Here is a 13,768-nt window from a genome sequence, read left to right on the forward strand (position 1 = left end):
CCCGGGGTCGGCCCCGTCATGGGACGCTCCCCCATGGGACAATCCCTTGGCAGGACCATGGCGCCGTTGCCGTTGCAAGTTAAACCGCGGTCACCTTTACGCCATCGCGCCCGGGCCCGACATCCGGCGCGCACCGGCTCAAGGGCCCCCTGGAGGAGCTGCGCCCTCGCCCAGGCGTGACCGCGCAGCCCCGCCGGCGCCGCAATCCGTGCCGATGCTCGGCGGGTCTCGCGGTCCGGATGACGGCCGCGGGACCTGCAAGACCTGACGAGTGCGATCAGCCCATGACGTCCCTCGCGATGACGTCCCTCTCGATCCTCGACGTCGGCGCGGTGCGCGCCGCCCCCGTCGCGCACGACCCATACCACGACGTCCTCTGCCGCCAGATGCTCCGGCCCGAGGCGGTCCCCGAGCTGAAGCGCGACTTCCCGGCCATCGCCAAGCCCGGCTGCCTCACGGTGGACGAGATCCGGCTCGCCGGCCGCTTCAGGGACCTGATCGACGAGCTCGAGAGCGACGAATTCTCGCGGGTCCTCTCCGAGAAGTTCGGGACCGACCTCGTCTCCTGCCCGCGGCTGACCACGATCATGCGCCGCTCGCAGCCGAAATACGGCGCGATCCACACCGACGGTCCCTCGAAGGTGATGACGCTCCTCGTCTCCATGAACGACGCGTGGGACACGCCCGAGGCCGGGCGCCTGCGGGTGCTCTACGACGGCGAGCGGTTCGAGCCCTACGCGGTCGAGGTGCCGCCGACCATGGGGACGATGTTCGCCGTCCTGCGCGCCGACAATTCCTGGCACGGCCACCGTCCGTTCGAGAGCGAGCGCCGGGTGGTGCAGGTCGCCTGGGTCAAGGATGCCGCCGCGCTCGCGCGCAAGCGCGAGCGCAACCGCACGGCGCAATTCCTGAAGGGCATCTTCGGCCGCTAGGACAGTGCCCGCAGGGTGACACCGACGCGGCGACGCGCTCCCGGGACAAGAACCCATGTCCACAACGGGCGGGGCGCGCTCTAAGACTTGACCACCGGCATCGGCCGGGGGACGCTGGGGGCATCATGAAGGCGTTTCACCGCGCGGGCCTGTGCGTGGCCGGCCTCGTCGTGCTGGCCGGTGCGGCCTGCATGATCGGGCCCGGCCGCGCGGTCGCGCAGTCGGATCTCGAGATGCCCGCCGACCCGCCGGTGCTGTCGAAGCCCTATCGCTCCACGGTCCCGATCTTCCGCCGCCGTCCGCCGCCGGACGCCGTGCCGCCGGAGGCCGGCCAGCCGACGAGCTCCTGGCGCGAGCCCCCGGGCCGGATCGGCGCCCGCGACGCCGCGGCCCCGGACGCCCCAGCCGCCTCGCGGGACGCGCCGCAGGAATCCGGCTTCGGCCCGGTGAAGGCCGCTCCCGCCCGCGACCTCGCCCCCCACGACCTCGCCCCCGAGGAGGAGCCGGACGAGCGGCCGGCGGCCCCGGCCCGGCCCGGCCGCGCGGTCCCGCCGCCGAAGCCGGAGACCCGGGCCGAGCGCGAACCGACCCCGCGGGAGACCGAGCGCGCGGCCCGCGAGGCCGAGGCCGACGAGGCGGAGACCGCGCCGGCCTATGCGGGCGTGTGGGGTCCGAGCACGGCGGCCTGCTCCAGCCGCCGCTCCGCCCGCCGCGGCTTCCTGCCGGCGGTGATCCGGCCGGGCAGCGCCCGGGCCGGCAAGACCCTGTGCCAGTTCCGGGACGTGCGACGCGAGGGCCGAAGCTGGGCGATGACCGCCTCCTGCCACTCCGCCGGGCGGCGCTGGACCTCGCGGGTGCGCCTGACGGTGGCGGGGAGCCGGCTCACCTGGGCGAGCGAGCGCGGTTCCGCCACCTACACCCGCTGCTCGGGCGGCTGAGACACCGGGCGCCGGGGCGCGGTCCTGCAACCGGTCTTGACTTGCCGCAAACACCGGTGGTGGAAAGGGAGCCCGCCGTGAAGAGTGCCCCGATGGCCCCGTTCCGCCCGCCCGCCGCGCCGCTGCTGCGGACCCGCGCTCCCGCCCCGCGGCCGCGCGCATGACCGGCAGGCCCACCTCCGGCAAGCTCGTCTCCGGCAAGCCCACCTCCGGCAAGCTCGTGGCGGTCGCCAACATGAAGGGCGGCGTCGGCAAGACCACCAGCGTGGTCATGCTGGCCGACGCGCTCGCCGCCGGCGGCGCCTCGGTGCTGGTGATCGACCTCGATCCCCAGGCCAGCGCCTCGGTGTGCTTCGCCGGCGACGCCGTCCTGGCCGAGATGATCACCGGGGGCCGCACCCTCGATTACTATCTCGGCCTGCGCATCGTCGACCGCGACAAGGCCGCCCTGCCGGACTTCATCCGCGACGACGTCAGCAGCACCACGCATCTGGGCGAGCCGCTGCCGATCTCGCTCCTCGCCTCCGGCCCGTCGCTGCGCATCGTCGAGCGCGAGATCATCTACGCGCTCACCAAGCGCCAGTACTCGATGCACGCGATCGAGGGCCACCTGTGGAAGCTGTTCCAGGAGGACTTCGCGCCCTTGCGCGAGCGGTACGACTACGTGCTGTTCGACTGCGCCCCCGGCATCTCGCCGATGACCGAGGTGGCGATCCGCGCGAGCGACCTCGTGGTCGTCGCCTGCATCTCGGACTTCCTGTCCACCTACGGCCTCAAGGCGTTCTACGAGACGATCTGGGGCGTCGGCAGCGCCTCCGAGAGCATGCTGGCGCCCCAGCGGCCCCCGCACGTGCTGATCACCCGCTGGCAGAACACCAAGCAGCAGGCGACCACCTACGCGACGCTGCAGGGGAGCGCCGCTGCGGAAGGCGCGCGCTTTCGACTGTTCAAGACCCGGGTGCCGCAATCGGCGGCCCTGGCGAACGCGCTGACCCTCGAGTATCAAACCTTCGCCAACAAGTATCGTGACGCCAGCCGCGACCTGATCGGCGAGGTGATCACGCCGGTGGTGGCCGAGCTGAAGGAGGCCCTGGATGGCGCTTGAGATCGATGGCCTCGCGGTCCTGTGCGCGATCGCGGAGGCGCCGGAGGCCTTCCCGGCGATCCGCAGCGACGTCACCAAGGCCGCCCACGCCCTGGTGACGAAGCAGCTGAAGGCCAAGACCCTCGACCTCGCCGGCCTGCGGGCGGTGCGCGAAGCGCTCGGGCCCCAGCCCCTGGCGCTGATCGTCGACGGGCTCAAGGACGCCGAGGTGAAGGCCCTGGTCACCCGCCTCGACAAGCACCACCCGGACCTGAAGGACGGCCCTGCGGTCATCCATCGCCGCCACCTGATGGCGCTCGCCGCCGACCTCGATGCGGTCGGGCCCCCGGCGGCGAAGCCGAAGGCGGCCAAGGCGCCGGCCACGTCTTCGGCAAAGGCATCGGCAAAGGCGAAGCCCGCCGCCAAATCCGCCCCCACGCCTGCTCCCGAGGCGGCGCCCGTCACGGCCGCGCCGGAGCCGGTCCCGCCCGCGCGCACCGCTTCCGCGAAGGCCCGGCCGCCGGCCGCCGGCAAGGCGGCGCCCGCGGACGCGCTCGCCTCCGCCGCGATGGCGGCGCGCCCGCCCCGGCGCCCGCGCCAGCAGGAGTGAGCGGCGGGCCGACCCGTGCGGCCGCCCCGATCAGGCCCATCGACGGAACCGACGCCCTTCGCGTCGTTCCGATGCCGCGCAGCGGAGCCTGGAATGACGCGGAGGGCTTACCGCCTGCCCCGCGACCCCGTTTGCTCTATGGTGCGATCGACGATCAGAAACCTCCGGAGGAGCGCCCGATGGCCAAAGGATCAGACCTGCTGGTGGCCGCCCTCGAGAACGAGGGCGTGGACCGGATCTTCGGCATTCCGGGCGAGGAGAACCTCGACGTCGTCGAGTCCCTGCGCCAGTCGACGATCGAGCTGGTGCTGACCCGCCACGAGCAGGCGGCGGCCTTCATGGCGGCGACGCACGGCCGGCTGACCGGACGGCCGGGCGTGTGCATCTCGACGCTCGGGCCCGGCGCCCTCAACTTCACGACGGGCGCGGCCTACGCCCATCTCGGCGCGATGCCGATGCTGATGATCACGGGCCAGAAGCCGATCATGAGCGCCCGCCAGGCCCGGTTCCAGATCGTCGACGTGATCGCGGCGATGCGCCCGCTCACCAAGATGACGCGCCAGATCGTGTCGGCCGCCTCGATCCCGACCATCGTGCGCGACGCCTTCCGGGTCGCCACCGAGGAGCGGCCGGGCCCGGTCCACCTCGAACTGCCCGAGGACATCGCCGCCGAGGAGGCCGACGTCGCCCTGGTGCCGTCGCACCCGATCGACCGGCCGGTGGCGAACCCCGCCGCCATCGAGCGCGCCGCCGCGATGATCCTCAAGGCGAAGCGCCCGCTGATCATGATCGGGGCGGCGGGCAACCGGCCGCGCTTGGTCGAGCCGCTCTCCGACTTCGTGCGCCGCACCCGGATCCCGTTCTTCAACACCCAGATGGGCAAGGGCGCGGTCACCGGCGGCTCGAACCTCTATATCGGCACCGCGGCGCTCTCCGAGCGCGACTACGTCCACGAGGCGATCGACAGCGCCGACCTGATCGTCTCGATCGGCCACGACACGGTCGAGAAGCCGCCCTTCCTGATGGGCCGGGTCGCGGGCGGGCCGCGGGTGATCCATGTCGGCTACGTCTCGGCCAGCGTCGAGCAGGTCTTCCACCCGGATGCCGAGGTGGTGGGCGATATCGGCACCACCGTCACGGCGCTGGCCGACCGGCTGGGCGGCCGGCTCGACCCCGACTCCGCCCTGCTCGACATGCGCCAGCACATCCTCGCGCGCATCAACGACCGGGCCGAGGAGGACCGCTTCCCGGTGACGCCGCAGCGCCTCGTCCACGACGTGCGGGCGGTGATGCCGGAGGACGGGATCGCGTGCCTCGACAACGGCATGTACAAGATCTGGTTCGCCCGCAACTACCGCACCCACGTCGCCAACACGCTGCTCCTCGACAACGCGCTCGCCACGATGGGCGCGGGCCTGCCCTCGGCGATGATGGCCAAGCTCGTGCATCCCGAGCGCCGGGTCCTGGCGGTCTGCGGCGACGGCGGCTTCATGATGAACAACCAGGAGCTCGAGACGGCGGTGCGCCTGAACCTCGACCTCGTGGTGCTGGTCCTCGACGACCGGGCCTACGGCATGATCCGCTGGAAGCAGGCGGTCGACCGCTTCCCCGATTACGGCATGACCTTCGGCAATCCGGATTTCGTGGCGTACGCCGAATCCTACGGCGCCAAGGGCCACCGGGTGACGTCCGCCGACGCGCTCGCGCCGACCCTGGAGGCCGCCTTCGCGGCGGGCGGCGTGCACCTCGTCGCGGTGCCGGTCGACTATTCCGAGAACACCCGGGTGCTGGTCGAGGAACTCGGCGGCCACGTCCCACAGGTCGAGCCGGGCTAGGCCGTGGACGCCGCCGCGCCGGACCCCGATCGGACCCGGAACGCCGGCAGGCGCCGGCGCGCGGCGGCCGCCCTGCTGCTCGTCGGCGCCGCCGGGATCGCCGGGACGGCGCCCGTCCTGCTGCCGGCGGCGGGACGGGCCTTCCACCTGCGCGAGGCCGCCGACGACCCGGCCGCCCTCGCGTCCCTGCGCCTGCCGGCCGTCGCCGATGCCGGGCGGATCGGCGCCGGGCTCGACGCCGCGATCGAGGCCGGCGACGACGACCTCGCGCGGAGCTACCTCGACCTCGCGGCGGCGCAGGGCGTGCCGGTCTCGCCCGAGCGCCGGGCGCGGGTGGAGGCGCTGGCGGCGAGCGCGCCGCGCCGGGTGCTCGGGGAGGCCGCCACCGGCTTCGTGAGCGGAGAGGGGGCCGGCATGGCCGGGCTCGCCGGGGCGGTGGCGGGCGACCTCGTCGGCTACGGCGACCTGCGCGACCTCTGGCGCGAGGGCGGGCGGCTGTCGCGCGGCGAGACCTACGACCCGCTCCTCCTCGGGCTCGCGGCCGCCGGGCTGGCGCTCACCGGCGCCACCATCGTGTCCCTCGGCACGAGCGTGCCGGTCCATGCCGGCACGACGACCCTCAAGCTCGCCGCCCGCACCGGCAAGCTGTCGCGCCCGCTCGCGGCGCGGCTGACCCGCAGCGCCGGGGCGGCGTTCGACCGCGAGGCGCTGGCCCTCGTCACGGCGGCGGCCGGCCGGCTCGACCTCGCGGCCCTGCGCCAGGGGGCGAAGGGGGTGCTGCGGCCGGGGGCCTTCCGGGAGATCCGCAGCGTCGGCGAGCAATCGGCCCGGATCCAGGCCCGGCTCGGTGCCCGCGGCACCCTGCAGGCCCTGTCGGTGGCGGAGAATGCCGACGACCTGCGCCGGGTCGCGCGCCTGTCCGAGGGCATGGGCGGGCGCACCCGCGCGGTCCTGGCGCTCCTCGGCCGCGGCGCCCTGGTGCTGGGCTCCGGGCTCGTCGCGATCCTCCAGGGGCTCTGGCTCGGCCTCGCGTGGTTCCTGGCCGCCGCCTTCTTCTGCCGCCGCGCCGGCACCGTCCTCGGCCGGCTGATCTGGCGCCGTCGCGCCGGCCGCGCCTGATCGTCGTTTCGCTGCAGCGCAGCGACGCACCGCGTGCGAGACCGCCCGGCGCGACGATGAACCCGACCGCCTGCCGCAGCGTCTCCGGGCGATGGACTTGCTGGACCCGCGCGCCTCGTCTCGGGGTAGCGCCGGGACGACCGGCGATCGTCCCGCTCGCGCCGCGCGCGTCCGCCGCCGTCACGGGGTCCTCGCAGCGGATCCTCGCCGCGAGCCGGGGATCGACCTGCGCCGGACCCCGGACATCCTCCGAAAGGATGAGACCAATCCCGACCGGACGCCCCGATCGCTACTGCCGGCAAGCATCCGGCGGCGTCGGAAACAATCTTCGCTGATCTAAATCGCGCCGGATCGGGACAACAAACAGTCTTGTGCGACAGAGATTTTGGTACTTATATGGATCCCGGCGGATGGCGACCTGCTCTCGTTGAGGAGCCCCGGAGGGCGACGATGCACACGTGCGCGTGGGACGGATGCATTCGAGGCCGATTCGCCCGGGGCGGACCCACCCTGGGGACTCCTGCATCGGCGGAGCCCGGGCAGGGCCGCCCGGACGGAGCCGCCGCGCCGTGACCGCCTGGCAGCCGGCGGCGGCGGCCGCCCTCGACGCGCTCGCCCTCGCGGTGCTGGTGGTCGACCGGCACGCGCGCATCCTCCATGCCAACCGCGAGGCGGCGGAGCTGCTCGAACGGCCCGACGGGGCCCTGTCGGGACAGCACGCCATCGGCGGCTGCCTCGGCGCCCGGACGGGCGAGGGCCGGTCGCGGCTCCACGCCCTGATCCAGGCCGCCTGCGACGGCCGCCCCGAGGCCGGCGGCTTCCTCCAGCTCGAGGGCGGGGCGGACGAGCCGGGGGCGTCGGTCTGCGTCTCGCCCCTCGCCGAGGCCGAGGCCGGGCTCGGGGTGCCCGGCAGGGCCCTGGTGGTGGCGCGCCTGCTGCGGGCGCAGGGACGGATCGAGGTGCAGCTGCGCACCCTGTTCGGCCTCACCCGCGCCGAGGCGCAGGTCGGGGCGGCGATCGCCCGCGGCGGCTGCCTCGCCGAGATCGCGGCCGAGCTCGGCATCACCGTCACGACGGCGCGCACCCACGTCGCCCGGATCTTCCTGAAGACCGGGACCCGCCAGCAGAGCCAGCTCGTCGCCCTGGTGGCGGCGGTGCAGCTGCCGGTGGCCCACGCCGCGGAGGCGGCCGCCCTCCCGGCTCAGGCCCTGAGGTCGAGCCGGTAGGCGTAGGCGTCGCCGCGAAACAGGCCCTCGACGTACTCGATCATCCGGTCGTCCCGGGCGTAGGAGTGCCGCTTGATCAGGAGGCAGGGCAGCGGTTGGGTGAAGCCGAACACCGCGCATTCGGCCTCGTCCGGCGTCGCCGCCTCGATGGTCTGGCGGCAGCGCACCAGGGCGGCGCCGTGAGCGCCGAGGAACGCGTAGACCGAGCCGCCGAGGTCGCCCTCGGCCAGCGCCGGCACCGCCGTGAGGTCGTACCATGCCACCTCCCGCGACAGCGGCATGCCGTCGCCGCAGCGGATGCGGACCAGCTTCAGGAACGGCGCGGTCGAGGGCAGGCCGAACAGCGAGGCGATCGAGCGGTCCTGGACCACCCGCCGCTCGACGACCCGCGTCGAGGGCACGCGGCCGAGCTCGTGCATCTCCTCGGTGAAGCCCTTGAGCCGGTCCATGCCCGGGCTGAGCCGGGTGCGCCCGGCCGCGACGATGAAGCCGTGCCGGCCATGCGCCGTGAGGTAGCGCTGCCGGCGCAGGGAATCGTAGCAGCGCTGCACCGTGGTGCGGCTGACGCCGAGCGCCTCGGCGAAGGGCCGCTCGGCCGGCAGCGTCGTGCCGCCCGCCACCGTGCCGTCCTCGATCAGCGCCCGCAGCTGCTCTTCCAGCTGCTGATAGAGCGGCTTCGCGGTATCGTGGCGCAGCCGCACGAGGCTCACGAGGGCAGGGGAGCCCGGGCCGGGCCCGGGCGGACGTTCGGGCATCGGCGGATCAGCCGGTGCGGCGGCCGCGCCTCGACGCGGCGCGGGCGACGGGACGGAGATGCGGCGTGAACATCGGCATGAACACTGGCATGGCGGCCAATCCGGGCCTCTTCGTCCTCGGCAGTTTCGTGGTCGCCTGTTCTGCCACGGTTGCACGCCTGCCGCGAGCCGGCGAATCCCTGCAGGCACAGGCTTTCCTGGTCGAACCGGGCGGCAAGGGGCTCAATCTCGCGGTCGGCGCGCGGCGCCTCGGCGCCACCGTGGACGGGCTCTTCGCCATCGGGGACGACGCGCTGGCCGCCCTCGCCGCGCCGGCGCTGGCCCGGGCCGGCCTGCCGGCGGCGATGCTGCGCCGGTTTCCCGGCCCGACCGGGGCCGGCATCGGCTTCACCGACGCCGCGGGCGAGAACTGCCTCGCGGTGCATCCGGGCGCCAATGCCCGGCTCGGCGCCCCCGAGATGCGGGAGGCGGCGGACCGGATCGCCGGCGCCGCCCTCGTCCTGGCGCAGTTCGAGGTCGGCGACGACGCGGTGGCGGAGGCTTTCCGGATCGCGCGGGCGGCCGGGGCGCGTACCCTGCTCAACCCGTCGCCGTTCCGCGCGCCGGCGCGGGAGATCCTGGAGCGGACCGACATCCTCGTCGTCAACGCGGTCGAGGCCGCCGCCCTGGCGGGCCTCCTCGGCGCATCCGCCCCGGACGGCGAGGCGCAGCCGGCGGAATGGGAGGGCCTGGCGCGGGCACTCCACGCGAGCGGGCCCGGCCTCGTCGTGGTGACCCTCGGGGGACGCGGCGCGGTCGCGGTCCCGGCGGGCGGCGCGGCCCTGGTGCGGCCGGCCTTCCGCGTCGCGGCGGTCGATACGCTGGGGGCCGGCGACGCCTTCGCGGCCGGTCTCGCGGTCGGCCTCGCCGAGGGGCGCCCGCTGCCCGAGAGCCTGCGGATGGCCGCGGCCTGCGGCGCCTGCGTGGTCAGGGTCAAGGGCGTGTTCGACGCCCTGCCGGATCGCGCCGCCCTGGCGGCGATGCTCGGCGGAGCTTGAGGCTCACCCGAACAGGGTCGTGAGCAGGGAGCCCGCCACCGCGACGGCCGCGAGGGTGAGAATGAACCGGATGTCGTCGAAACGTTGTCTGAGCATGGCCCTCCCCCGCGGCGTGGTGGACCGGTGTCTACGGTGACGCCCGGACCGGATCTGTGCGCCTCCGCACCGGAGCGCCGCGCATCAAGACCATCGGACGATTGCACGATGATTGCGTCGATCGGCGAGAATCGTTGCGACGCCGCGGTGCGGAAACAAGATCCTGCTCCGGCGCCGCGGCGGCGCAGGACGATCGCCTTCGGGCAGGGCCGGGAGGAGGGGATTCCCACCGCTCCAGATGGGCTTGGCCGTTGACAGATGCGCTCGCACCTAAGAAAAAGGCCACACGCGAGGTGTGGCCCAAGTCTAGGGAGGAAACGCCCAAAGAGGGCAGCAACGCCGCGACGCCATCGCCGCGTTGCCTGACCAGAGCTAAGCCCTGCCGGCCGTGCTGGCAAGGGCCCGCTCGCGTTTCGTGGCATTCGCGACGCAGGTGATGCGCCGATGCAACTCCCACGGGTCTCGGGACCCCGCTCGGGGCCTGACGCGTTCCGCTCTCGCCGGCCGAGAGCCGACAGGAGGCCGCCGCGATGACGCCGACCGAACCCGCCACACGGCGCGTCCCCGTCCACGGCCTGACCCTGACCGTCGCCGAAGCCGGCCCGGAGGACGGTCCGCTCACCGTGCTGCTGCACGGCTTTCCCGAGACCTGGTGGAGCTGGCGGCACCAGATCGGCCCGCTGGCGGAGGCGGGCTTGCGGGTGGTGGCGCCGGACCAGCGCGGCTACGGCCAGTCGAGCCGGCCGGAGGGCATCGCCGCCTACCACCTCGACCGCCTCGCCGGGGACGTGATCGGCCTCGCCGACGCCCTCGGGCGCGACCGCGTCCGCCTCGTCGGGCACGATTGGGGCGGGCTCGTCGCCTGGTGGGTGGCCGCCCGCCACCCCGACCGGCTGGAGCGGCTGGCGATCCTCAACGCGCCGCACCCGGACGTCTTCGGCGCCTATGCCCGCCGGCACCCGAGCCAGGCCTTGCGGAGCTTCTACGTCGGGCTGTTCCAGATCCCCGGCCTGCCCGAGGCGCTGCTGCGGGCCGGCGACTGCGCCGCCCTGCGCCGGGCCCTGACGGGGTCGAGCCGGCCCGGCACCTTCTCGGCGAACGACCTCGACCTCTACGCCGCCGCCTGGCGCCGCCCCGGCGCGATCACCGCGATGCTGAACTGGTACCGGGCCCTGCGCCTCCACCGCGACCCGGCGCCGGGCCCGATCCGGCCACCGGTCCTGGTGCTGTGGGGCGAGCGCGACACGGCCCTCGAGCGGGGGCTGGCCGCCGAGAGCCTGAAGCTCTGCGCGGAAGGGGCGGTACGGTACTTCCCCGCCGCCACCCACTGGCTCCAGCACGAGGAGCCCGACGCGGTCAGCGCGGCCCTGATCGGGTTCCTGACCGCGTCGGGCGAGACCCGGGGCGCGACGAACCAGGCGTGACCGCTCAGGCCCGCTCGCCGAACAGCAGCCGCTTCGTCGCCGCCGCCACGTCGTCCTGCCGCATCAGGCTCTCGCCGACGAGGAGGGTGCGGATGCCGGCCTTGCCCAGCACCTGCGCGTCGGCGTGGCTGCCGATGCCGCTCTCGCCGACCAGGATGCGGTCCGGCGGCACCAGCGGGCTCAGGCGCACGGCGTTGTCGAGGGAGACCTGGAAGGTGCGCAGGTCGCGGTTGTTGACGCCGATGAGGCGGGTGCCGAGGGGAAGCGCCCGGGCGAGCTCCGCCTCGTCGTGCACCTCGACCAGCACGTCCATGCCGAGGTCGTGGGCGGTCTCGACGAGGGCTGCCGCCTCCTCGTCGTCGAGGCTCGCCATGATGACCAGGATGCAGTCGGCGCCCCAGGCCCGGGCCTCCACCACCTGGTAGGGCTCGAACAGGAAGTCCTTGCGCAGAACCGGCAGGGCGCAGGCGGCCCGGGCCGCCATCAGGTATTCGGGCTTGCCCTTGAACGAGGGCTCGTCGGTCAGCACCGACAGGCAGGTGGCGCCGCCCTCCTCGTAGGCGCGGGCGAGCGCCGGCGGGTCGAAATCCTCGCGGATCAGGCCGCGGGACGGCGAGGCCTTCTTGATCTCGGCGATCAGCGCGAAGCGACCTTGAGCGACGTGGGCCGCGATCGCGTCGGCGAAGCCCCGCGGCGGATCGGCCTTGGCGGCGCGCTTCTCGAGCTCGGCCAGCGGCACGCGCAGCTTCGCCGCCGCGATCTCGCGCCGCTTGTAGGCCTCGATATGGGCGAGCACGTCGGCCGGGCGCGGCCGGGCCTCGTCCTCCGGGGCGGTCGTATCGATGTCGGACAAGGCCGTGTCCTCCCCTCGGGAGCGTGTCGGGGATAACGAGGTGACGGGACGCCGTCGATTCACGCGTTGGAGACGACCGCCAGGCGCTCCAGGACCGCCCTGGCGGCGCCGGTGTCGATCGCCTGGGCGGCGCGTGCGACGCCGTCCTGCAGGCTGTCAACGCGCCCGGCGACCATCAGGGCCGCCGCGGCATTCAGGACGCCGATGTCGCGGTAGGGCGTGCGGGCGCCGTCGAGCACCTCGCGCAGCGCGGCCGCGTTGTGCTCCGGGTCGCCGCCGCGCAATTCCTCAGGCTGGCTGAGGCGCAGGCCCAGCTCCCGCGGGTCGATGGTGAAGCGGCGGATCGCGCCGTCCTCGAGCGCCACCACGGCGGTCGGGCCGGTGGTGGTGATCTCGTCGAGGCCGTCGGAGCCGTGCACGGTCCAGACCCGGCGGCTGCCGAGCTCGGACAGCACCCGGGTCATCGGCTCGGCGAGCGAGGGGGCGTAGACGCCGAGGAGCTGGCCCGGGACGCCGGCCGGGTTGCACAGCGGACCCAGCACGTTGAACAGGGTCCGGGTGCCGATCTCGACCCGCACCGGCGCGACGTGGCGCATCGAGGCGTGGTGCGACTGGGCGAACATGAAGCACAGGCCCGCCTCGGACAGGCAGCGGGCGAGGTGCTCGGGGGTGAGGCCGATGCCGACGCCGAGCGCCGCGAGCACGTCGGCGGCGCCGGAGCGCGACGAGGCGGCGCGGTTGCCGTGCTTGGCCACCGGCACGCCGCAGGCGGCGGTCACGATCGCCGCCAGCGTCGAGACGTTGTAGCTGCCCGAATGGTCGCCGCCGGTGCCGACGATGTCGATCGCACCCTCCGGCGCCGCGACGCGGGTCATGCGCTCGCGCAGCGCGCCGGCGGCGCCGGCGATCTCGTCCACGGCCTCGCCGCGCACCCGCAGCGCCATCAGGAAGGCGCCGGCCTGGGCGTGCGTGACCTCGCCGGAGAGCAGATGGTCGAAGGCGCGGCGCGCCTCCTCGCGCGTCAGCGCGGCGCCCGTGGCGACCTTCGCCAGGTAGGGCTTGAACGAGTCCATGACGAGTACGAGCCTGATCTCAGCGCGGGTGTCGGGCCGGGTCCGTCAATGCACATCTCGGCCGCGCTTGTCACCCCGGGCGTCGGCATTCCGAGCTTTGGAGTTCCACGCCGCGGCGAGATCGAGGAAATTGCGCACCATGGTCCGGCCGTGCTGCGACAGGATGCTCTCGGGGTGGAACTGCACCCCGTGCACCGGCCGGTCGGCGTGCTCCAGCGCCATGATCAGCCCGTCGGCCTCCGCGGTCACGACGAGATCCTGCGGGCAGCTCCCCCGCTCGACGATCAGCGAGTGGTAGCGCGTCGCCGCGAACGGCCCGTCGATGCCGCGAAACAGCCCGGTCGCCCGGTGCTGCACCTGCGAGACCTTGCCGTGCATCGGGGCCGGCGCCCGCACCACCTCGCCGCCGAAGGCCTGGCCGATCGCCTGCAGGCCGAGGCAGACGCCGAGCATCGGGATCTCGTCGCTCAGGTCCCGCACCACGTCGAGGCACACGCCCGCCTCGCTCGGCGTGCACGGCCCCGGCGACAGCACCAGGGCGTCGGGCGCGCGGCGGCGGATCTCCTCGACCGTGATCGCGTCGTTGCGCACCACCTCGACCGCGCCGGCGAGCGGCCCGATCAGGTGGACGAGGTTCCAGGTGAAGGAATCGTAGTTGTCGATGACCAGGATGTCGGACATGGGATGCGCGCCCTCGGAAGGCGCGGTGTGGGGCCGGGGGTGGCGCGCGGTCAAGGGGGCGCCGGCGGCGGCGCCCGACGGCGACCGCGGAATCGGTCGCCGTCC

General features: G+C 74.1%; 13 protein-coding genes. 9 read left to right on the forward strand and 4 right to left on the reverse strand.

Annotation, left to right across the window (positions count from 1 at the left end; translation table 11 throughout):
- The first annotated feature begins 284 nt into the window (after positions 1-284).
- The 7 genes from DK419_RS14115 to DK419_RS14145 all read left to right on the forward strand — a co-directional run bounded on the left by DK419_RS14115 (position 285) and on the right by DK419_RS14145 (position 7,744).
- The gene (locus DK419_RS14115; RefSeq protein ID WP_245442960.1) at positions 285-932 is read left to right on the forward strand and encodes a 2OG-Fe(II) oxygenase; all 648 of its coding nucleotides are present in this window, start codon (positions 285-287) and stop codon (positions 930-932) included.
- 125 nt (positions 933-1,057) lie between these two features.
- Complete coding sequence (locus DK419_RS14120; protein WP_109959637.1) at positions 1,058-1,870, forward strand: flagellar biosynthesis protein FlhF; 813 nt, start codon at positions 1,058-1,060, stop codon at positions 1,868-1,870.
- Positions 1,871-2,030: 160 nt separating this feature from the next.
- Positions 2,031-2,975, forward strand: coding sequence for a ParA family protein (locus DK419_RS14125; protein ID WP_109959638.1), 945 nt, complete (start codon positions 2,031-2,033; stop codon positions 2,973-2,975).
- Positions 2,965-3,564 (forward strand): hypothetical protein, encoded by a 600-nt coding sequence (locus DK419_RS14130; protein ID WP_109959639.1) that lies wholly within the window; start codon positions 2,965-2,967, stop codon positions 3,562-3,564. Before DK419_RS14125 ends, DK419_RS14130 begins: the two co-directional genes overlap by 11 nt.
- Positions 3,565-3,743: 179 nt before the next feature.
- Positions 3,744-5,399, forward strand: coding sequence for an acetolactate synthase large subunit (locus DK419_RS14135; protein ID WP_109959640.1), 1,656 nt, complete (start codon positions 3,744-3,746; stop codon positions 5,397-5,399).
- A 3-nt stretch (positions 5,400-5,402) separates the two neighbouring features.
- Complete coding sequence (locus DK419_RS14140) at positions 5,403-6,518, forward strand: hypothetical protein (RefSeq protein WP_109959641.1); 1,116 nt, start codon at positions 5,403-5,405, stop codon at positions 6,516-6,518.
- A 569-nt stretch (positions 6,519-7,087) separates the two neighbouring features.
- Positions 7,088-7,744 (forward strand): helix-turn-helix transcriptional regulator, encoded by a 657-nt coding sequence (locus DK419_RS14145; protein WP_109959642.1) that lies wholly within the window; start codon positions 7,088-7,090, stop codon positions 7,742-7,744.
- On the opposite strand, the gene DK419_RS14150 is transcribed toward DK419_RS14145, so the two are convergent.
- Complete coding sequence (locus DK419_RS14150; protein ID WP_109959643.1) at positions 7,720-8,499, reverse strand: GntR family transcriptional regulator; 780 nt, start codon at positions 8,497-8,499, stop codon at positions 7,720-7,722. The genes DK419_RS14145 and DK419_RS14150 overlap by 25 nt on opposite strands.
- Positions 8,500-8,564: 65 nt before the next feature.
- Here DK419_RS14150 and DK419_RS14155 point away from each other — a divergent pair, with 65 nt between their 5' ends.
- Both DK419_RS14155 and DK419_RS14160 read left to right on the forward strand, forming a co-directional pair.
- The gene (locus DK419_RS14155) at positions 8,565-9,536 is read left to right on the forward strand and encodes a PfkB family carbohydrate kinase (protein WP_245442961.1); all 972 of its coding nucleotides are present in this window, start codon (positions 8,565-8,567) and stop codon (positions 9,534-9,536) included.
- A 626-nt stretch (positions 9,537-10,162) separates the two neighbouring features.
- Positions 10,163-11,056 (forward strand): alpha/beta fold hydrolase, encoded by an 894-nt coding sequence (locus tag DK419_RS14160; protein WP_109959644.1) that lies wholly within the window; start codon positions 10,163-10,165, stop codon positions 11,054-11,056.
- 4 nt (positions 11,057-11,060) lie between these two features.
- On the opposite strand, the gene trpC is transcribed toward DK419_RS14160, so the two are convergent.
- From trpC to DK419_RS14175, 3 genes are read right to left on the reverse strand one after another with little or no spacing between them, the layout of a single operon-like run.
- A complete protein-coding gene (trpC, locus tag DK419_RS14165) occupies positions 11,061-11,909 on the reverse strand; it encodes an indole-3-glycerol phosphate synthase TrpC (protein ID WP_109959645.1) in 849 nt (282 codons plus the stop codon).
- Between the two features lie 59 nt (positions 11,910-11,968).
- A complete protein-coding gene (gene trpD, locus DK419_RS14170) occupies positions 11,969-12,982 on the reverse strand; it encodes an anthranilate phosphoribosyltransferase (RefSeq protein ID WP_109959646.1) in 1,014 nt (337 codons plus the stop codon).
- A 45-nt stretch (positions 12,983-13,027) separates the two neighbouring features.
- Positions 13,028-13,663: an anthranilate synthase component II gene (locus tag DK419_RS14175; protein WP_109959647.1), complete on the reverse strand. Its 636-nt coding sequence runs from the start codon at positions 13,661-13,663 to the stop codon at positions 13,028-13,030.
- Positions 13,664-13,768: the final 105 nt, after the last annotated feature.

The organism is Methylobacterium terrae (assembly GCF_003173755.1).
In the GTDB taxonomy this organism is placed as follows: Bacteria; Pseudomonadota; Alphaproteobacteria; order Rhizobiales; family Beijerinckiaceae; genus Methylobacterium; species Methylobacterium terrae.

Coding starts and splice junctions, on each gene's coding strand:
- DK419_RS14115 (WP_245442960.1), top strand. CDS start 285: ATGACGTCCCTCGCGATGACGTCCCTCTCGATCCTCGACGTCGGCGCG.
- DK419_RS14130 (WP_109959639.1), top strand. CDS start 2,965: ATGGCGCTTGAGATCGATGGCCTCGCGGTCCTGTGCGCGATCGCGGAG.
- DK419_RS14160 (WP_109959644.1), top strand. CDS start 10,163: ATGACGCCGACCGAACCCGCCACACGGCGCGTCCCCGTCCACGGCCTG.
- DK419_RS14125 (WP_109959638.1), top strand. CDS start 2,031: ATGACCGGCAGGCCCACCTCCGGCAAGCTCGTCTCCGGCAAGCCCACC.
- DK419_RS14150 (WP_109959643.1), bottom strand. CDS start 8,499: ATGCCCGAACGTCCGCCCGGGCCCGGCCCGGGCTCCCCTGCCCTCGTG.
- DK419_RS14175 (WP_109959647.1), bottom strand. CDS start 13,663: ATGTCCGACATCCTGGTCATCGACAACTACGATTCCTTCACCTGGAAC.
- trpD (WP_109959646.1), bottom strand. CDS start 12,982: ATGGACTCGTTCAAGCCCTACCTGGCGAAGGTCGCCACGGGCGCCGCG.
- DK419_RS14135 (WP_109959640.1), top strand. CDS start 3,744: ATGGCCAAAGGATCAGACCTGCTGGTGGCCGCCCTCGAGAACGAGGGC.
- DK419_RS14120 (WP_109959637.1), top strand. CDS start 1,058: ATGAAGGCGTTTCACCGCGCGGGCCTGTGCGTGGCCGGCCTCGTCGTG.